Origin of the sequence: Streptomyces sp. NPDC050085, assembly GCF_044460595.1 — a bacterium.
In the GTDB taxonomy this organism is placed as follows: Bacteria; Actinomycetota; Actinomycetes; order Streptomycetales; family Streptomycetaceae; genus Streptomyces.
In genome coordinates, this window is record NZ_JBITJZ010000009.1 from 241,113 (window position 1) to 258,654 (window position 17,542).

The 17,542-nt window shown below is 68.5% G+C and carries 19 protein-coding genes; 7 read left to right on the plus strand and 12 right to left on the minus strand.

Features of this window, described 5'->3' with window-relative positions:
• Nucleotides 1-23: 23 nt before the first annotated feature.
• Both ACIBUY_RS30370 and eccE read right to left on the minus strand, forming a co-directional pair.
• Nucleotides 24-761: a hypothetical protein gene (locus ACIBUY_RS30370; RefSeq protein WP_365579087.1), complete on the minus strand. Its 738-nt coding sequence runs from the start codon at nt 759-761 to the stop codon at nt 24-26.
• On the minus strand, nt 761-2,167 hold the full coding sequence (gene eccE / locus ACIBUY_RS30375) for a type VII secretion protein EccE (protein WP_365579085.1): 1,407 nt from the start codon (nt 2,165-2,167) through the stop codon (nt 761-763). Before eccE ends, ACIBUY_RS30370 begins: the two co-directional genes overlap by 1 nt.
• Before the next feature lie 194 nt (nt 2,168-2,361).
• Here eccE and eccB point away from each other — a divergent pair, with 194 nt between their 5' ends.
• The 3 genes from eccB to ACIBUY_RS30390 are packed head-to-tail and all read left to right on the plus strand — an operon-like array spanning nt 2,362 to nt 5,816.
• Nucleotides 2,362-3,894 carry a type VII secretion protein EccB gene (gene eccB, locus ACIBUY_RS30380; protein ID WP_365579083.1) on the plus strand — a complete coding sequence of 511 codons (1,533 nt, stop codon included), beginning with the start codon at nt 2,362-2,364 and terminating at the stop codon, nt 3,892-3,894.
• A 42-nt stretch (nt 3,895-3,936) separates the two neighbouring features.
• A complete protein-coding gene (gene mycP / locus ACIBUY_RS30385) occupies nt 3,937-5,217 on the plus strand; it encodes a type VII secretion-associated serine protease mycosin (protein ID WP_365579081.1) in 1,281 nt (426 codons plus the stop codon).
• A complete protein-coding gene (locus tag ACIBUY_RS30390) occupies nt 5,214-5,816 on the plus strand; it encodes a hypothetical protein (protein WP_365579079.1) in 603 nt (200 codons plus the stop codon). Before mycP ends, ACIBUY_RS30390 begins: the two co-directional genes overlap by 4 nt.
• A 21-nt stretch (nt 5,817-5,837) precedes the next feature.
• Here the strand turns inward: ACIBUY_RS30390 and ACIBUY_RS30395 are convergent, their stop codons facing one another.
• Both ACIBUY_RS30395 and ACIBUY_RS30400 read right to left on the minus strand, forming a co-directional pair.
• Complete coding sequence (locus tag ACIBUY_RS30395; RefSeq protein ID WP_365579077.1) at nt 5,838-6,107, minus strand: hypothetical protein; 270 nt, start codon at nt 6,105-6,107, stop codon at nt 5,838-5,840.
• 2 nt (nt 6,108-6,109) lie between these two features.
• Nucleotides 6,110-6,400, minus strand: coding sequence for a hypothetical protein (locus ACIBUY_RS30400; protein ID WP_365579075.1), 291 nt, complete (start codon nt 6,398-6,400; stop codon nt 6,110-6,112).
• Between the two features lie 206 nt (nt 6,401-6,606).
• Here ACIBUY_RS30400 and ACIBUY_RS30405 point away from each other — a divergent pair, with 206 nt between their 5' ends.
• From ACIBUY_RS30405 to ACIBUY_RS30420, 4 genes are all read left to right on the plus strand, one after another.
• On the plus strand, nt 6,607-6,930 hold the full coding sequence (locus ACIBUY_RS30405) for a type VII secretion target (protein ID WP_365579073.1): 324 nt from the start codon (nt 6,607-6,609) through the stop codon (nt 6,928-6,930).
• An 87-nt stretch (nt 6,931-7,017) separates the two neighbouring features.
• On the plus strand, nt 7,018-7,764 hold the full coding sequence (locus ACIBUY_RS30410; protein ID WP_399154307.1) for a hypothetical protein: 747 nt from the start codon (nt 7,018-7,020) through the stop codon (nt 7,762-7,764).
• Nucleotides 7,765-7,801: 37 nt separating this feature from the next.
• Complete coding sequence (locus ACIBUY_RS30415) at nt 7,802-8,146, plus strand: hypothetical protein (RefSeq protein ID WP_365579069.1); 345 nt, start codon at nt 7,802-7,804, stop codon at nt 8,144-8,146.
• A gap of 191 nt (nt 8,147-8,337) precedes the next feature.
• On the plus strand, nt 8,338-8,700 hold the full coding sequence (locus ACIBUY_RS30420; RefSeq protein WP_399154308.1) for a DUF4333 domain-containing protein: 363 nt from the start codon (nt 8,338-8,340) through the stop codon (nt 8,698-8,700).
• A gap of 29 nt (nt 8,701-8,729) precedes the next feature.
• Here the strand turns inward: ACIBUY_RS30420 and ACIBUY_RS30425 are convergent, their stop codons facing one another.
• From ACIBUY_RS30425 to ACIBUY_RS30460, 8 genes are all read right to left on the minus strand, one after another.
• Nucleotides 8,730-9,242, minus strand: coding sequence for a hypothetical protein (locus ACIBUY_RS30425; protein WP_365579065.1), 513 nt, complete (start codon nt 9,240-9,242; stop codon nt 8,730-8,732).
• A 92-nt stretch (nt 9,243-9,334) separates the two neighbouring features.
• Nucleotides 9,335-9,901: a hypothetical protein gene (locus ACIBUY_RS30430; RefSeq protein WP_365579063.1), complete on the minus strand. Its 567-nt coding sequence runs from the start codon at nt 9,899-9,901 to the stop codon at nt 9,335-9,337.
• Nucleotides 9,898-10,443 carry a hypothetical protein gene (locus ACIBUY_RS30435; RefSeq protein ID WP_365579061.1) on the minus strand — a complete coding sequence of 182 codons (546 nt, stop codon included), beginning with the start codon at nt 10,441-10,443 and terminating at the stop codon, nt 9,898-9,900. Before ACIBUY_RS30435 ends, ACIBUY_RS30430 begins: the two co-directional genes overlap by 4 nt.
• 22 nt (nt 10,444-10,465) lie before the next feature.
• On the minus strand, nt 10,466-11,005 hold the full coding sequence (locus ACIBUY_RS30440) for a hypothetical protein (protein WP_399154309.1): 540 nt from the start codon (nt 11,003-11,005) through the stop codon (nt 10,466-10,468).
• A 195-nt stretch (nt 11,006-11,200) separates the two neighbouring features.
• Nucleotides 11,201-13,480, minus strand: coding sequence for a hypothetical protein (locus ACIBUY_RS30445; RefSeq protein WP_365579576.1), 2,280 nt, complete (start codon nt 13,478-13,480; stop codon nt 11,201-11,203).
• 44 nt (nt 13,481-13,524) lie between these two features.
• On the minus strand, nt 13,525-14,028 hold the full coding sequence (locus tag ACIBUY_RS30450) for a hypothetical protein (protein ID WP_365579574.1): 504 nt from the start codon (nt 14,026-14,028) through the stop codon (nt 13,525-13,527).
• Nucleotides 14,029-14,333: 305 nt separating this feature from the next.
• On the minus strand, nt 14,334-14,915 hold the full coding sequence (locus ACIBUY_RS30455) for a hypothetical protein (protein ID WP_399154310.1): 582 nt from the start codon (nt 14,913-14,915) through the stop codon (nt 14,334-14,336).
• Nucleotides 14,916-15,157: 242 nt separating this feature from the next.
• On the minus strand, nt 15,158-17,479 hold the full coding sequence (locus ACIBUY_RS30460) for a hypothetical protein (RefSeq protein WP_399154311.1): 2,322 nt from the start codon (nt 17,477-17,479) through the stop codon (nt 15,158-15,160).
• Between the last annotated feature and the right edge of the window lie 63 nt (nt 17,480-17,542).

The window sequence follows — 17,542 nt, forward strand, 5'->3', positions numbered from 1 at the left end:
CCAGTAAAAGTGCCGCAGTTCACTCAGTCCATCCGGCGTGCTGTTCCCAACAGTCCGGTCTCGGCGTCCGTCGCCTGCGTCATCACGTACTGGCGGTCGCGGTCGGTGCACCACAGCGTCACGCCGTCGGCGAGCGTCGGCAGCGACTCGTACTCACCGCGCGGCAGCCCTATCACGCGCCCGATCTCGCTCGCCTCGTCCGGCGACACCCGCTGCACGCCCACGAGCCGGGCCTGGCGCATCAGCCGGGGTGCGACGGGGCTCAGGTACGGAAGCAGCGTGAGGACCGACTGCCAGGGCGCGGAGGCGACGCGGCCGCGCGGCGGGCGCATGCCGCAGTCGCGGATCACGAGGACCGGGCCGCCGGCGGACGCGCCCTGCGGCGGCACCCGGCCCACGTCGTGCACGGTCATCCCGGACTGGCCGCCGCCGACGGCCTGGACGAGCTGGGCCCACTGCTGCGAGCGGCCCGTCTCCACGGCCACCCGCGCACCCGTCGCGGCCGCGCGCAGTGCGAGCACCTGCGCGGTCCACAGGCCGCCGATGAGCACGATGTCGTACGGGGTGGGGCGGTTGATGCCCATCACCGCGGGCTGGCCCTCGGCGTCCACGCCGATGACCACGCCGTCGTCCCCGATGGGCAGGGCCAGGGTGTCGAGGTGCTCGGGGGTCAGGGAGTGGCGCGCGTGGCGCGGTCCGAGCAGGCCGAAGCCGGTGCGCAGGCGCTCACCGAGGTCGGGCAGATGAGTGCTGACGGCCATCAGCGGGCACCTCCGAGCGGCAAAGTGGCCAGAACGCCGGGCAGTTGCTCACGGTCGAGCCGGACCAGGCCCGTGCGCACCTGGCGCGCGGCCCGCTCCAGATCGCGGCGCGCGGTGGTCAGCTCGCTGTCGCTGCGCCCGGTGATCCGCATGTGCCCGGTCAGGGTCACGTCCTGCTGGTCGCCCTTGGCGAGCGTGAGGCTGAACGTCGTGGCCAGCGCGGGCACCGTCGTCAGCTGCGCGACCAGCTGGGGCAACTGGATGGTGGACGCGCCCAGTTGGGGCCAGCGGCGCACCCAGTACGTGGTGTGGCGGCGGTTGTCGCAGCGCCAGGCGCGGCCCGACTCCTCGGTCCTGCGCTGCGGGGCCTCGCTCCGTCCGGCCTGCGCGGTCACCATCGGGTTCGCGCACGCGGACGTGGCGACCGCGGAGATCAGCTCCTCCTCGGTGAGCACGCTGGCCCGGAAGCCCGCGCCGGTGAGCCGGCTCGACAGGTGCTCGGCGACCCGGGCGAGGGACTTCTGTGCGCCGACGACGCCACCGCCGCGGGCGGCGACGGCCTCCGGGCACAGCTCGGGGTCGAGCTTCAGCGCGATCCACGTGATGCGGACGGCGGGCGAACCGGTCTGCGCCTGCAGCGGTGCGTAGTTGCTCACCGCCACCGACTGCTGCGGCAGGTGCAGCGCGGGCGCGGGCTGCGTGTGCAGCACGATCTGCGCCGACTCGAGGCGGATGTCGTCCACGGCGAGGGCGTCCCGCACCAGAGCGACCGGCAGCGGCCTGCGGCTGCGCTCGGCCCGCAGGGCGGTGGCGTCGGACTCGACCTGGAGGACGGCGGTCAGGAAGCCGCCGTCGCCGACCATGCCGACCGGGCGCTGGTCCCGGTCGTCGCCTCTGTTGTGGCTGTACGTGCGCAGGCTCGGGTCGCATTCGACGGCGGGGGCCAGACCCGGCTCGGTGCCGGGCGGCACGGGCGTGCTCGCCGCGCTGCGCCGACGGGCCCGCAGCGCGAGGACGGTGCCCAGCCACTCCGGCAGGGAGCGCCCACGGCGGCGTACGAGAGCGAGGAGCAGGAGGACGGCGGCGACGGCACCGGTCGCGATCATGGCGATCATGTTGTCGGCGACCCAGCCGCACAGGGCGAGGGCCGCGGCCAGCTCGATCAGCACGAGCCGCTGCGAGGCGAACGAACCGCCACGTCCGGAGCGCGACTTCAGGTGCGGCGACACCGGGCCGCGGTAGGGCGCCGCGACTCTGGAACCCGTACGGGAATCCTGCCCGTTCTGTGCAGGCACGTGTGACATCTGTGAAGGAGAAGGGGAGCCCTGCGGCGAACCCTGTCCAGAACGGTCACCCGATCGTGACCTCGATTGCGACCGCGATCGGGCCCGCGTTGCGGAAGCCATCACTCCAAACCCCCCGAACTCTCCCGAAATCCCATACGCAAAGGCCCCTTAGCAGGCTCCACAGTCCTCTTTGGAAAGCCCCAGCACCCTACCCGTGCCACACGCGCCACGGCGTAACAGGCATAGTAGGGGCCGGGTCTGACAGACGGGGGAACTCGCCCCCACGGCTCCGCACGGGGAGAGAGCGGACACAGATGGCATCACGGCGGGACGAACTCAACGCCTACACCTTCGCGAAGCGCCGCACCCTGGCGTCCTTCCTGCAGCCCTCACCTTCGGGCTCGGAAGAGGGCGCACCGCGGCCGCTGCGGGCGGTACTGCCCGGCACGATCGTCGGTGTGGTGGTCCTCGCGGTCTTCGGCGGGATCGGTCTCTTCAGCCCTACGGCCCCCAAGGGCTGGAACGCGACGGCGACGAACGTGATCGTCGCCAGCGACTCCACCACGCGGTACGTCGTCCTGAAGACCGGCGACCAGAAGCAGCTGCACCCCGTACTGAACATGGCCTCGGCCAAGCTGCTCCTCAAGGCGTACACGGACAAGGTCGTCACCGTCGATGAGCAGGTCCTCGACAACGGCAAGATCCCGCACGGCGCCACCCTCGGCATTCCGTACGCCCCCGACCGCCTGCCCAGCGCCTCGGAGGCCGAGGCCGCCAAGCGCTGGATGGTGTGCGAGCGGCCCAGCGACGGCGGCCGCGCCATCCAGAAGGCCGCGTTCGTCTTCGCCAAGAAGCAGTGGGGCAAGACCGAGGGGGCGAACCGGCTCTCCGGCGGCCAACTGATGTACGTCGCCGACTCGGTCACCAAGGCGCAGTACGTCGTCGATGCCGGCGGCACCGCGTACAAGATCGCCGACCCTGCGCAGAAGGGCCTGCTCAGCGCCCTCGACACCCAGGGCCGCGCCCCGCAGCGCGTCTCCCAGGAGTGGCTCGCGACGCTCCACCAGGGCACCCCCGTCGCCATCCCCGAGATCAAGGGCGCGATCGGCTCGACGGCGAACGCGGTCGCGGGCAGCGGCAACGCGAAGTACGACAAGGTCGGCACCGTCCTCAAGTCCCTCGACGGCACCAAGACGCAGTACTACGTGGTGCTGCAGGGCAAGGTCGCGCGGATCTCGGAGTTCACGTCGCGGCTGCTGCTCAACAGCGAGAAGCTCGTCAACGCCAACCTCTCCGGGCAGGCGCAGCAGGTGAACCACGCGGCGGTCGACAACAGCGTCCCGTTCGACGGCGAGGGCGCCACCTGGCCCACGCTCCAGGCCAAGACCGTCAACGACGGCACGAGCGCGACCAGCGGCCGCAACACCGTCTGCAACGTGCTGCGTTCGGTCGGCGGCTCGCAGGGCACGACCCTGTCCACCTGGGCGGGCACCGACTTCCCCGAGGACCTGCCCACCGGCTCCTCCAGCGCGTACGTCACTCCCGGCTCCGGCCAGGTCTTCCGCCAGATCCAGGGCACGGAGACCAAGGCGGGCGGCGTCTTCCTGGTCACCGACAGCGGCCTGCGCTACGCACTGCAGACCAACGGCGACAGCGCCACGGACGACAACGGCATCGGCGCGACCGAGAAGCAGCGCAAGGACGAGCAGCAGCAGGCCGACGTCGCCAAGACGCTGCTCGGCTACGACAAGGTGACACCGGCGCCGATCCCCCTGACCTGGTCGACGTTCCTGCCCACCGGACCCCGCCTGTCGCAGCCGGACGCGCGACAGCCGCAGGGTTCGTAACCGCCGCTCCGGTCGGTCCGAAAGGGACAAGGGGGTCAACTCATGCTGAATCACGGCAACTTCACGCCGCGTCCGGTGCGCCTGCGACGCACGGCCGCCCTGGCCGCGGCCACGGCGCTCACCGCCTCGCTGTCGGTCGTCGCCCTGCCGGCGACGCAGGCCGCGGCGGACAGCGGCCAGTGCACGTTCCCGTCGAAGGACTACAAGGGCCGTCCCTGGGCGCTGCAGCGCGTCAACCTGGACGACCTGTGGGCGACCGCGACCGGCAAGGGCGTACGCGTAGCCGTCATCGACACCGGCGTGGACGTCAAGAACAAGCAGCTCAAGGGCGCCGTGGACGTGGCATCGGGCGCCAACTTCCTTCCGGTGAAGGACGACAAGGGCGAGAAGATCGAGGACCGCGGCAACGCGCACGGCACCACCGACACGGTCGGCCACGGCACCCGCGTCGCCGGCATCATCGCCGCCCGCAAGGCGAGCGGCACCGGCTTCGTGGGCCTCGCCCCCGACGCCGAGATCATCCCGATCAAGCAGAACGACGCGGAGGGCCACGGCGACTCCGACGACCTGGCCAGGGCCATCAACCACGCGGTCCAGAAGAAGGCCGACGTCATCAACATCTCGCAGGACACGGAGAAGGCCCTGCAGGCCGGCTCCAACCTGGAGAAGGCGGTCAACAACGCGCTGAGCAGGGGCATCGTGGTCGTCGCCTCGGCGGGCAACGACGGCCTCGGCGGCAACGTCAAGGAGACGTACCCCGCGGCGTACAAGGGCGTCCTGGCCGTGGCCGCCTCCGACCGCAACAACGAACGCGCCTCGTTCTCCCAGTCCGGCGACTTCGTCGGGGTGGCGGCCCCCGGCGTCGACATGATCTCCACGGTCCCCGGCGGCGGCCACTGCTCCGACAACGGCACCAGCTTCTCCGCCCCGTACGTCGCCGGCGTCGCCGCCCTCCTCAAGGAGGACCACAAGGACTGGTCGGCGCAGGAGATCGCGGCCCAGATCGAGCAGACCGCGGAGCGCTCGACGCCCGACCACGACCGGCTGGTCGGCTGGGGCGTGGTCGACCCGGTCAAGGCCGTCACCGACATCTCCGACCCGAAGAACCCCCTCGAGGCCCCCCACCGCGACCAGACCGTCATCAACGCCGAACCCCCGGACGTCGTCCCGGTCCACTTCGGCGAGACCGCGGACGAACGCAACTCCCGGCTCGCCACGTACGTCCTGGTGGGCGGCCTGGTGGCAGTCGCCGCCCTCGGTGGCACGGCGGTGGCGGTACGGGACGCCCGCCGCAGGCGGGGGCAGTCGGGGAGCGGCGCGTGACGGGCATGGCGGTGACGCTGTTCGTACTGGCCGCGGTCCTCGTGGCGATGACGTGCGTCAAGGCGGACTGGATCCGCTCGGTCCGCAGCCGCACCCACCCCTCGGGCGAGGAGCTGTCCACGTCGACGTTCGTGGTGGCGCGGGTGACGCTGCTGGTGATGGCGGCGCTGTGCATCTGGCAGGGTGCCGATGCGACGGCGATGTCCGCCGACAGCGAGTGGAGCGACGACGAACTCACCAGCGCGGTGAGGGAGACGACGGACGACCTCGACGGCTGGATGTACCGTGACGACGGCTACACGACGAAATCCGCCTACTTCGACGACTACGAGTCCCTGCTGCGCGACAAGGTGGTCCGCTACGGAGGCGGCGGCGCGCCCCAGACGGGCGTGAACGTGACACCGGCTCCCACGAACTCGGAATCGGACGCGTCCTTCACACTCTCCGCGTCGGGCACATCGGCCACGTTCTGCACGCACATCCAGCGCACCCGCTCGAAGAAGGACGACCACACGCCGCCGGGCATCGCGGGCGGGGAGTCGTCGATCACGGAGCGGGCTTATGTGTTGGGGGTTGCTTCGCGGGTGGGGGAGTGCTGACGGGGCACGCCTCGTCAGGCTCTACTGGAGCAGCGCCCCTGCCAGTCCGAGCACGATCATCGCCGTCACGAACACTGCGGCTGCGGGCCTGACCTGCCGACGGCGACTGAGTTCGGTACACGCGAGACACACCACGAAGGCAAGACCCATCAGACCGGCCATGAGCCCGGCGCCCTTCTGCACCTGCTTCACGGCGCCGACGAGCATGCCTGCCGCCATCACCACGCCGATCAGGATGTAGGCGCGGTGTTTGTCCTCGGGGTCGCCGGACTCCCGGCCGGGAAGCTCCACGGCTACATCCTCCCCACGAGGGCGCCCACGATGAGCCAGCCGACGCACGCGCCGCAGGCGATGACCAGGGGCCTCCAACTCGAACTTCGACGTGCCTTGATCACCAACCACACGGACGCGGCGGTCACTCCGAGACCCAGCGCGGCCGTGGCCACTTGAAGGGCGCTGTAGTGCGGTCCGCTGCCGGCCAGGGCCCGGCCGATGAGCAACACCGAAGCGAGGCCGAGCAGAGCGGTGAACAGGCTCGTCAGGCCGGAGAAGAGGCGTCGATTGCGGTCGTCCGTCGCTGCCATCGCATCTGAACGATCGCCCAGACGGACACCGTCGCGGAATCTCCCGCTCTCGTTGTTCATCACGCCGGGTACTCTACCGGCACCGCCACCCTGTTTGCTCGTTGCGCTTTGTGTATTGAGAGTGGTGTGCGGCGGGCGGTGAACAGAGGCCTGCCCATGGGGAGTTGGCAGAACGGGTGCGCGAGCATCGGGATGGAATGTCGTAAATGACCTTGAAAGTAACCCCATCTGACCTTGATGGCTACGCCCGGCAGATCGGCCGCGCCGCTGGTGACGCCACGGAATTCAAGAGTCACTGCAACAAGTACACCGGCATCGAGGTCTCGGACCAAGGGCTGCTGAACCTCTTCCTGACCACGCACACGGCCACGGTGCAGACGGTGAACTCGGCTCTGGACAGGCTGCAGGAAGTTCTTTCTGGGGCGAGTTCAGAATTGCGCCTCAGCAAGGCGTATTACGAGAAGACGGACAGGGCTGTCGCGGCGCGCGTCGATGCGACATATCCAGTGGTCAAGCGTCCGGCCGAGTAGGCGCGTTGCCTTCCGGTGTGAGCTGCTGAACATTCACGCCCGTTACACCGTTCTCCATGACGACCAGAAAGATGGCACGGTATCCCTATGGCCGAATTCGCCGACGTTGTTGAGCCGACGACTTTGCTGAAGGCGCCGAGTGCACCGGATGAGTATTCGCAAGGGCCGATCCTGGACACCTTCAATGACTGCGGTGACCTCATGAGCCCGACGTACTGGGTGACGGAGGCGTACAAGGCGGTCTTCGGCTTCAATCCGCTCGACGAGGTGGTGCAGTGGTTCGCCGGTGACTGGGAAGCGTTCGCCAAATGCGCGGACGTCTGGCATCAGTTGGGCGGGGCTGTTGCGGCTGTGTCCGACAATGTCGATGCCGGCAACAAGACGCTCGACCTCACCTGGGACGGCCACGCTGCCGACGCGGCGTACACGTACTTCCACAATTTCGCGTCGAAGCTGGACGCGATCAAGGGCCAGTTCGACAAGCTCAAGACCGAGTACGAGAACCTCTCTCATGCCGCGTACTCCACGGCCGAGGCCATCAGCGGCTACCTCGGCGGCATCATTGACGGTCTGCTGATCACCGCGATCGAGATGGCTGCGGGTACGGCCCTGTCCTGGACAGGTGTCGGCGCGATCGTCGGCTACGGTCTGGCCGGCCTGGAGATCGCCAACATGCTCCGGCTGTGGGGGAAAGCAACGGAAGGCATCGGTAATGCTCAGGGAATTGTGAACGGTGCCGTAGGCGTCGTCGAGACCATTACGGCGACGCTCTACGGAACGATCTCCGATTTCGCGAAAGTCGGCGAGTACGACCATCCGGACCCTTCCGTCTGACCGTACCCACCAGCAAGGCAAGGAACACCGATCAAACATGGCAGACGAATTCCGTATCGGCGACTCTGATTTGATGAGCCTCACCGGGGGCGATCAGGCGAGGGCCCGAGCCCTGCGTAAGTCCCTCCAGAAGCTGGCGGACGACCGGTCGCCTGACGACCCGCTGAGGGAAATGGCCCGCGAGGTACTCAGCGGGCGTATCGGATTGCGTGAAGCATCCCGTGTTCCTGCGTATTCGGAGGCCCTGGGGGACCGCATGCTCCAGGGGTGGCGCGAGTACGACAACCTTTCCGCCCGGGAGCGGAGCGCTCAGGAAGCCGCCGCCCGCGCGTACTTGGCGGAGCAGAGGGCGGAGATCGAGGACGAGCGGCGCGCTCGCTGACGCGTACACGATCGCAATAGCGAAGATCGTTTGCTCTTGACGTGAGGGCCTCGTGAGGTTGAGTGGTTTGCCCCGGTCGCTGGGACTTGCGTCAAGTGTGAAGGCTGTGCGCGCCCTATGCTGAGCGGCCCCGCGCGGGCCGAGTGCACGTCCGGCCCTGCGGTCTCCCCCCTCCTAGGAACGGAACGCGCATGCTCAACTCCCGCCTGCACGCAGCAACTTGGACCCTCGCGGCCGTAGCCGCAGGCGCGCTGCTCGTCGGCTGTTCGGGATCGGTCAGCGTGGGGAATTCCGACCCGAAGATCCCGAAGATGTCGAAGGGCAAGCTGGCCGACCTGGTCGCCGAGAAACTCGCCGCCACGACGGGCCAGCCCAAGCCCGATGTCGCCTGCCCCGAGGACATCGAGGGGAAGGTCGGCACCACCAGCCGTTGCACGCTGACGGCGTCGGACGGCAGTACGTTGGGGGTCACGGTCAAGGTGACGTCCTTGAAGGGCGACACGATCAACTTCGACTTCGAGGCCGACAAGACGCCTACGCCGGCGGCGGGTTGACGGGCGCGGCTACCCGCGTACGGAACGGTTCAGCCGCAGGCCGCCGACTGCTCGACCCCCTTCGTGTAGTCGGTGACCAGCTTCTCCACCCCGTCCTCGTCGTCGATACCGGACGCGAGCACCTGGACGACCGCGTACAGCTTCTGTTCGGGGTGCTTCGACGACGTGCACGATGCGGCCTCGCCGACCCCGCCCGTGCCGGCATGGACGAACCGGCCGTCGTCCGAAGCCGTGCCGTCGTCCAGGCCCGCGTATCCCTTGGCGACGGTCGTCGCGCTCTCCGACGAGGCCCACCACGTCTGACTCAGCCGGAGCGCCTCCTTGCCGTCGACGGACACGTCGCAGCGCTGGGTCCCGCCGTTCGGCTTGGCGGCGGCCGAGGTGAGGGCGTCGCCGCCGGGGAGCAGGGCCTTCACCAGCGTCGGGTCGACGGCGACGCCGCACAGCGACTCGGGGACGGTGTACTTCTTCGCATCCGAGCCGCCCGAGTCGTCGCCGGAGCATGCCGTTGCCGCGGCAGCGAGCACGAGGGCGGCCGACAAGGAGACGGCCGCCTTCTGGGGCGTGCGGTGTCGAAAGAAGGCGGGGACTGACAACTCAGAGGCCTCTCTGGATTTTGGCGGGGCGGAGTGCTTCAGGACCGGCATGCCTTCGTGTCCGCTGCACCGTCGGCGTACGCAGTGACGGCCTTCCGGAGGGCATCCGCGCCGGGCGAGGAATTCTCTGCTCGGATCGTCGCGAACACCTCTTCGCCAGCGGTGTTCTTGGACGCGGAACACCGCACGCGGCTGAGTCCGGTGGTGTCCGACACGGCGGACGGTGCGTGGTCGTCGTCGTGGTGCTGTTCTTCGAGACCGGGCGTGGCAGCCATGACCTTCTGGAACGTGGTGCCGTGCTCCCACCGTTCGACCGCGGCGCTGACGGAGACGCGTCCGTCCACAAGTACCTTGCAGGCGTGCAGCCCGCCGGTGTCCTTCGCCTGCGAGGTGATCTTCTTCCCGCTGGGGAGGAGCGGTTCGAGTACGGGGGACGGCATCGGCACGCCGCAGACGTCAGTGGGTACGGCGTAGTGCGGGCGGTCCTGTTCGGACGACGAGCAGCCCGTGACACCGAGGGCGAGAGCGATTCCGGTGATGGCTACGGCTGCGGCGACGGCGAGGCGCCAAGGTCGGGCGGCTGCGTGTCCAGCGGTAGGGGTCATCCGCGGCATTGCTCCGACTCCTCCACCTGCTTCGTGTAGGTGGAGATGAGCCGCTTCATCGCATCCGCGTCCTTGTGCCGTGATCCGGTGGCTTGAACGGCGGTGTACAGCCTCTGATCGGCGTGCTCACCGCTGTGGCAGTCCTCGGTCCTGCCGAACGCCTCCGTCTCCGAATAGGCGTATCGCCCGTCGTCCGTCCGGTGTTCGGGCTGCTTGTCCGTCAGGCCTTGGGCGAAGTTGAGGACGGACATGTCGTTCCACCACTCCTGGGCGGCGTAGACGATCCGCCGTCCGTCGACCGATACGGCGCAGCGGCGAGCCCTGGAGGTCGACACGGTTTGTTCGACGGCGACTTGTCTTCCAGGCGGGAGGAACGTCGAGAGCGCATCGGAGTCCACTCGCGTGCCGCACAGCGATTCAGGCGTGGTGTACTCGCGCTTCTGCTCGCCCGAGGAGCACGACGTGAGTGCGCCGAGCAAGGCGGGCAGGGCGACGAGGGTGACCGCGAAACGGGCGCGACGTGAGAGCGGGGTGGGGGCCATGTTGTGTAGTCAGAGCTTGGAGTCAGAGTTTGGAGCAGGCGTCCGTGCCGGCCACCCCGTCCGCGTACGCGCGAATGAAGGCCAGCATGTCCTTCGCCTCGGCGGGGTGCGTGGTGCGCGCGGTGACCCACAGCGAGCGTTCCGCCCCGCTCGAACCGGGACACTTCACCTTGCCGACGGCGCCGGTCTTCGCGTAGACGAACCGTCCGTCGTCCGCGACGGAGTCCGTGGGCTCGACGCCCATCGCGGACTTGGCCACGTCCTGCGCCGAGATGTCGGAAGCCCGCTTCTCCACGCTGCTGGAGAACGCCGTCTCGCCGTCGACCTGCAGCCGGCATCGGTCGACGTCCACGGCCGAGGTCGGCTGGGCGGAGAGCTTCTTGCCCGTCGGGAGCAGCGGTTCCAGGGAACTGCTCGGCACCTTCGCGCCGCACAGGTTGTCCGGCACCGCGTACTCACGCTCGGGCGACGACGAGGAGCACGCGGTGGCCGACACGGCCAGCAGCGCCGCGCCGAGCGCGATGGCGGTCAGGCGGCTCCGACGGTGGGGGCTTCCATGCATGTCTTCTTCATTGCCGTTCGTGTGAGCAGGGATGGAGGGGGTGGCGGGGAGGGCGGGGAGGGGTGGGGGGGGGGGGGCGGGGGGCGCCCCCCCCCCCCGGGGGGGGGCGGGGGGGGGGGCCGGGGGGGGGGGGGGGGGGGGGGGGGGGGGGGGGGGGGGGGGGCCCCGGGGGCCCCCCCCCCCACCCCGGCGCGATCAGTCCGGGATCTCCGTGTCGAGATCCTTGGCCATCGCGTGGATGTCGGTGTTCGCGTCGTTGAACCCGGTGGCCGTTCCCTCACTCACCCAGGTGTCGATCTGGTCGGTGTAGTTCGCGTGGTGCGCCTTGGCCGCCTGGTCCGCGGCCGAGTAGTTCACGTTGGTGGTCGTGTCCTTGATGGTTTCCCAGCGCGTCGCGATGTCGTGGCCGGCCTCCGAGCGGTACTGCCCCTGGTCGTCCTTGAAGAAGCCTTCCAGGACCGCGGAGGTGACCGTGCCCGCCAGACCGCCCACGCCCGCGCCCACCGCGGGCGAGGCGATGAAGCTCGTACCGATGCCGACACCGGTTCCTACGATGCCGGAGATCACGTTCTTCTTCTGGCTGACGGCGTAGTCGAAGTCGCCGTCCTTCTCGTTCGCCGGACCGAGGACCGCTTCCTGACGGCCCTGCGCCAGCAGGCCGTTGAACTCGCCGGACTTGCGCGAAAGGCTGGTGATCGTGTCCTTCGCGTCGTGCGGATAGCGCTGGTCCTCGGGCAGGTCCGGGTTGAGGTGGTAGTCCATGAGGCTGGCCGTGTAGGCCTTCTCGCCGACGTTGAGTGCCGCGTAGCCCTCGGGGTTCTGGCTCGCGGTGACCAGGAAACGGGCGACCGCGTTGTGGTCGAGCTTCGCGTCCTCGCCGGCCAGCGGGTAGAGCTTGTTCCAGCTCGACGTGTCGCCGTCGCCCACCTTGGGACCGTCGGCCATCGCCCGGTGGATGTCCGGGAGGTACTCGGCGCCGATCTGGCCGACGCTGTCCGACATGTAGTCGTTGTCCTTGAGGCGGTTCGGGTCCTCGGAGATCGAGTTGACCAGGTCCCGCATGAGACCCGCCTGGTCGGCGTTGTGCGCAGGAGTGTCCGCCGTCGGCAGCTCGCCCGCGGGGTGGCCGGTCGTCGCCGCTTCCAGGGCCAGCGCCAGGTTGTTCTGCCCGGTGTGCAGATCGTCGCCGTGCAGGTCGGTCTCCTCGGGCCACTTCCGGTCCTCGAAGAGGTATTTGAAGTTGTTGACCGCTTCCTTGTCGCCGTCCTTCGGCTTGTACTCCTCGTTGAAGAAGTCGGTCGCCGCGTCGGGGGAGTTGGACAGGCCCTTGAGGTAGCCGGTGAGCGGGTCGGCGCCGCTGTCGTCGCCGATGCGGTTCAGCCACGGCATGTTCATCCCGCGCGTCCACATGCGGTTGTCGAGCTCGCCGTCGTGCGTGATCTTGCGCTCGGTCTCCATGAGCTTCGTGCCGTAGCTCTTGAGGAAGTCGTCGTCGTAGTCGCCCGTGCGCATCAGGTTGCTCATGACCTGGAAGCCGGTCGGACCAAGGCTGTTCGGGCCCACCGTCTGGTCGCCCAGCCTGATCATGTTGCCCTTCCAGCTGGTCATGTCGGCCGAGTCGCTCTTCGTGGCGGTGGCGAGCGTCATGCCGAGGTTGCGCTGGAGGTCGTCGAGCTTGTCGAGGCGCTCGCGGCCCACGTTCGGGTTCACGTGCGGGTCGTTGATGCCCTCCCAGAACTCGAGGGTCTTCTTCGGCCCGAGCTGGGTGGCGAACCGCTCGGCGAACAGCGGGTCGTCCTTGTACTTCTCCAGACCGGCGTTGATCTTGTCGAAGTCGGCGGGCGTGAGGTCCTTGGGATTCTTCGCCGCGATCTTGGCGAGGTCCTCGGCGGCCTGCACGGCGTCCGCGGCGGAGTCGCGGTCCTTGTAATTGGCGTCGGCGAAGCCCATCTGCGCCTGGTCCGCGATCGCGGTCAGGACCTTGCTGGCCGAATTGTCGCTCTCCGAGGCCTTGGTGAGGATTCCCTGCACCTCGTCGCGGAGCGCGGTGACGTCGCTCTCGCTGTGCTCGGGAACGGTGGTGCCCTTCGCGGCCCGGTCCGGATGGATGTTCATGGTGACCGTGAAGCCGCCGTTGCCGGTGCTGGTCACGGTGAGGTTCTTCTTGAGTCCGCGCGAGATGGCGTCGTCAAGATCCTTCTTGTACTGCTTCAGCTCGTCCCGGGTGTCGCTCAGGATGTTGTGGATGGACGTGGCCTGCGTGTGGGCGTCCGCGAACTCGCCGGCCGTCTTGCCGATGAACTCCTTGGACACCTGGGCGTTGACCCCGGCCCAGTTGGCCTTGTTGGCGGCCTGGTGCAACCCGTCCTCGGCGTCCTTCTTCAGGTCCGCGAGGTGCCGTACGAGAAGGTCCCAGTCGGAGACGGCATCGTCGAGCGTCTTGAAGTTGGCGAAACGCAGCGCGTCGAGCTCCATGAGTGATCGTTACTCCTCTTCGTCCCTGATGTCTCTGCGCGTCGCTACTTCTTCTTCGGCTCTTCGTAGACCGGGTTCTTCTCCCCGGGCTTGCCCACCCGCTCGTCGAACCCCGCGTCCAGGGCGTCGATGCTGCTCATCTGCCGCTGGATGTAGTGGTCGTCGCCCGCGTGCACCTTCTTGGTGACCTGCATGTGGTTCGAGATCTGCGCACATGCGTCCATCAGCGACTTCAGCTGCTCGTCCCACCGGTTCGACACGTGCTTGAGACCGCCGCCCAGCGCGAAGCCCTGCCCCGACAGGTCGCCGGCCGCCGTGTCACTACTGGGGATGGAGACGCGCGCCTTGTCCCACAGCTGGTTGTACAGCGTGTGCGCGCTGCTGCCGATCTTGTTCAGATCCGCGTCCGTCACCTTGAGGTCACCGGTCGACCCGGGCAGCGCCGCAGACCCCCCGCCGTCCCCGGGGTCGAGCTGGTTCAACTGCATATGAGTCGACTGCCGTCCGGCGGCATCCGCCTTGAGCTGCTCCCACTCATCCCATGCCATGGGCGATCCTTCCCCCGTGCGACAAGAGCCGTGACGCCTCCGCTGGACGCCTTGGTTCCGGGTCAAGTCAGGTTCCCGGTCAAGTTAGCAACTGGTCAAGAAACCCATACGGGGGAGTCGGGATCGTTCCGGTCCTGGATGTGGACGTTCGGTGGAGAGTTCTCGACCGACTGCGGCTGTTTGTCGGATTCGTCCGCACGAGGATGGTGTGCGCGGCAGGGAGCGGTGAGGGGGTTGTATGCATTCACCCCGGAATGCTGCATCTCTTGATGCAGTCTCGTAACGGAGTGGCTGACGGGCCGCCGCTATTTCCCGGAGACGGGCAGCGGGGTGAGCTTGCCCAGCGTCTTCGGGAGCTTGCTCTCCTTGAAGCAGCCCAGCTCGTTCGCCATCTTCACGGAGGCCGAGTACGCCATGCGCATGGCGGCCTCCCGACGCGCGGCGGAGTCCCCGGACCGGAACGGGTCCGTTCTGAGGGTCGTCGTCACGTACCCCTGCTGCACGACGCCCGCGTCACTGATCGCGCTCGGCGTGCAGGCGAAGGTGATCCGGCCGCTGGTATCGCTCGCCGACGCGAAGCGGGTGAAGTCGTACGCGGTCGCCCGGCGGGTGGACACGGCGGCAGGGCCGGTCGGAGTGCCGTCGTCCGTCAGGGCCAGGGCGAAGCGGAGTTCGGCGGCGGGGCCGGAGTCCTTGCCGGTCGCGCGGAACTCGCAGAGGGTCCGGCCGAGGTCGGGGTCGGAGCCGTTCGACGTCTTCACCAGGTAGTCGGCCACGCCGGAGAAGCTGTCGGTGATGTGGCCCGCCGACACCTCCCGGAACTCCTTCGCGCCGCTCACCGACTCCAGGGCAGCGGCCCCGGAGCCCTGGAAGGCACCGTCGCACACGGCGGGGGCGGCGACCTTCGTGTCCTCTTTGTCGGTGTCGCCCTGCGAGCACGCGACGAGGAGGGAAAGCCCGCCAAACCCGGCGCATGCTCCAACCAGCAGTCGGGCAGGGCGTGTTCGGAGGCGTCGGATGCGCGCGTGCTGCCCGCCCTGGTCCACGGTCTTCGACTCCCTCTTCGTTTCCGACGCCGATTCCGACGTCGTCCGCGGCTTCGTTCTCTGCACGGTTCTCTGCATGGTTCTCAGTTGGTGACCGGGAGGTTCCCGGCCTGCTGCTGGGCGTGGCTGCCCGAGTTGTAGCCCGTCTCCTGCGCGTTCTTCAGGTTCTCGCGGATCTGGTAGTACGGGTCACCCTTCCACTGGTCACCGTCGAGACCCTGGAGGGTCTTGCGGCCGGGCTCCCAGGACGAGGTGAAGCCCGCGTCGTAGATGCGCTTGGACTCGCCCTGGCGGACGTCCCCGAGCTGACGGTGCTGACTCTCCCCGTAGTCCCCGATGTTCTGTTCGATCTGGCCGGAGACCTGGCCCTCCACCGTGTCCGCCGCGATCGGCACCAGGAGGGCGCCCGCACCCGTCTCGGGCTCCGGCATGAAGGCGAACGCGCCGCCGACGATGGCTCCGGCGATGGCCTGGTTGCGCGCGGTCTGGTCGTCGACGGCCTTGTTGTACTCGGCTTCCTTCGCCGCCCCCTCGGCCTCCAACTGATCGGCACGCGACTGATCGATGATTCCCTGCACCTCCGCGCCTGTACGGACAGCGGTCTCGGCGGCGGCCGAATGGACCACGCCGTTCGCGTCGAGGGTGGGCGGGTGCCCGTGGAGCACACTGGTCGTGTAGACCTGCTGGGCCGTGCCCACTTTCGCGTACGCCTCCGGATCCTGCCCGAGCGTGCCGAGGAACCCTCGCACGTCGGAGGACTTCATGTGGGCGCGCTCGTCCATCGTCCGGCCCGTGCCGTCCTGCGCGTACACGGAGCGTTTGTCGTCGTCGTCGAGGCCCCAGTCGAGGTCGTCGATGTACGCGGCGCCGATACGGCCGAGACTGTCCTGGATGCCGTCCTGTTTGTGCATGAGCGCGGCACCGCTGACCTGGGTGCGCTTCTCGTCCGTCCCCTCGGCCGCCTGTCCGTACCGCTCGACGACCTTCTCGGCCACCGATGCGGTGTCGGCGTCACGATGCAGCGCCGGCGGGTGCGCATCGTAGGCGGAGCCCGTGGTCGCGGACTCCAGCGCGTGCCCGAGGGAGTCGTACCCCGCGACGTTCTTCGCGTCGGTGGACACGAAGTCCTTGGGCCACTCGCGGTCCTCGGTCAAGTAGTCGAAGTTGTCACCGGAGTTGAAGAAGTCGGTCGAGGCGTCCGCGTTGTGCCCCATGGCCTCCATGAAGCCGGTCATGGGGTCGGCGCCACCGTCGTTCCCGGCGCCGTAGTGCAGCCGCTCGTACTGCGCCGACCGATCCCACGGCAGCACGTCCTCGCGCATCTTGTTGCGCTGCAGCCCCCCGTACTCGTCGGTCTTGTGCTCCTTCTCGTACGAGATCAGCGCATCGCCGTAGTCGTGCAGGAACTCCCCGTCGTACGTCCCGTGCCGCATGAGGTTGCTCATGACCTGGAAGCCGTACACCTTGTTCTCGCCGCCGGGCCGCACGTTCGCCCCGCCGAGTTCGATCGCGTCCCGCTTCCACTGCGCCATGTCGGCGCTGTCGGAGTGCGTGGCGGTCCCGATGGTGGCGCCGAGCTGCGTCTCCAGGCCGCCGATGAGCTTCTGGCGTTCCTTCTGCACGGCCGAAAGCCCTTGCCGGGAACGGGGGTTGACGGCGAACTGTGCGTCGTCGGTGATCTCCCCGTAGAACTCCATGGTCCGCTTCGGCCCGAGGTCGGTGGCGAGCTTCTCGGCGAACAGCGGGTCGTTCTTGTGCTTGCTCAGGATGGAGTTGAGGGACGCCAGCTCGGTGTTGGAGACGTCGTCCGGGTCCTTCTTGAGCGTCTCCTCCGCCTTCTTGGCCGCGGCGATGGCGTCGGCCGCGTCGTCGCGGTCCTTGTAACTGGCGTCGGAGAAGCCGTACTGGGCCTGGTTGACGATGAGTTGGAGCGCCTCGGCCGCGGTGCTGTCGCTCTGCGTCGCCTTGTCCAGGATGGGCTGGATCCGGTCGCGCAACGCCTCGGCCCTGCTCTTGGCGCCCTCGGGGTCGGTCGTGGGGGCGGGGACGACGCTGAACCCGCCGTTCGCGAGGGTGGCCACGGTCAGGCCCTTCCCGCTGCCCTCGCTGACGACCTGGACGAGCTGCTTGTGGAAGCCGCGCAGTTCGCCCGCGGTATCACTCAGCAGGGCGTGGACCGTCGTCGCCTCGGTGAGGGCGTCGGCGAACTCACCGGCGGTCTTCCCCACGAACTCCTTGCTCACCTGGGCGTTCATACCCTGCCAGTCGGCCTTGTCGGCCGCGCCCTTGAGCCCCTTGCGGGCCTGCTCCTCCAGCTCTTTGAGGTGCGTGACCAGGGTCGACCAGTCGGTCACGGCGGAATCGAGTTTGCTGAAGTTGGCGTGGTACAGCGCGTCGAAGTCCATTCAGATATCCCCGTACGTCCCCGTGGCCGTCCCGGTCGTCCCGGTCGCCCTGGCCGCTCTCGT

Coding starts and splice junctions, on each gene's coding strand:
- eccB (WP_365579083.1), top strand. CDS start 2,362: ATGGCATCACGGCGGGACGAACTCAACGCCTACACCTTCGCGAAGCGC.
- ACIBUY_RS30440 (WP_399154309.1), bottom strand. CDS start 11,005: ATGCATGGAAGCCCCCACCGTCGGAGCCGCCTGACCGCCATCGCGCTC.
- ACIBUY_RS30460 (WP_399154311.1), bottom strand. CDS start 17,479: ATGGACTTCGACGCGCTGTACCACGCCAACTTCAGCAAACTCGATTCC.
- mycP (WP_365579081.1), top strand. CDS start 3,937: ATGCTGAATCACGGCAACTTCACGCCGCGTCCGGTGCGCCTGCGACGC.
- ACIBUY_RS30410 (WP_399154307.1), top strand. CDS start 7,018: ATGGCCGAATTCGCCGACGTTGTTGAGCCGACGACTTTGCTGAAGGCG.
- ACIBUY_RS30450 (WP_365579574.1), bottom strand. CDS start 14,028: ATGGCATGGGATGAGTGGGAGCAGCTCAAGGCGGATGCCGCCGGACGG.
- ACIBUY_RS30445 (WP_365579576.1), bottom strand. CDS start 13,480: ATGGAGCTCGACGCGCTGCGTTTCGCCAACTTCAAGACGCTCGACGAT.
- ACIBUY_RS30400 (WP_365579075.1), bottom strand. CDS start 6,400: ATGGCAGCGACGGACGACCGCAATCGACGCCTCTTCTCCGGCCTGACG.
- ACIBUY_RS30415 (WP_365579069.1), top strand. CDS start 7,802: ATGGCAGACGAATTCCGTATCGGCGACTCTGATTTGATGAGCCTCACC.
- ACIBUY_RS30405 (WP_365579073.1), top strand. CDS start 6,607: ATGACCTTGAAAGTAACCCCATCTGACCTTGATGGCTACGCCCGGCAG.
- eccE (WP_365579085.1), bottom strand. CDS start 2,167: ATGGCTTCCGCAACGCGGGCCCGATCGCGGTCGCAATCGAGGTCACGA.
- ACIBUY_RS30370 (WP_365579087.1), bottom strand. CDS start 761: ATGGCCGTCAGCACTCATCTGCCCGACCTCGGTGAGCGCCTGCGCACC.
- ACIBUY_RS30420 (WP_399154308.1), top strand. CDS start 8,338: ATGCTCAACTCCCGCCTGCACGCAGCAACTTGGACCCTCGCGGCCGTA.
- ACIBUY_RS30435 (WP_365579061.1), bottom strand. CDS start 10,443: ATGGCCCCCACCCCGCTCTCACGTCGCGCCCGTTTCGCGGTCACCCTC.
- ACIBUY_RS30430 (WP_365579063.1), bottom strand. CDS start 9,901: ATGACCCCTACCGCTGGACACGCAGCCGCCCGACCTTGGCGCCTCGCC.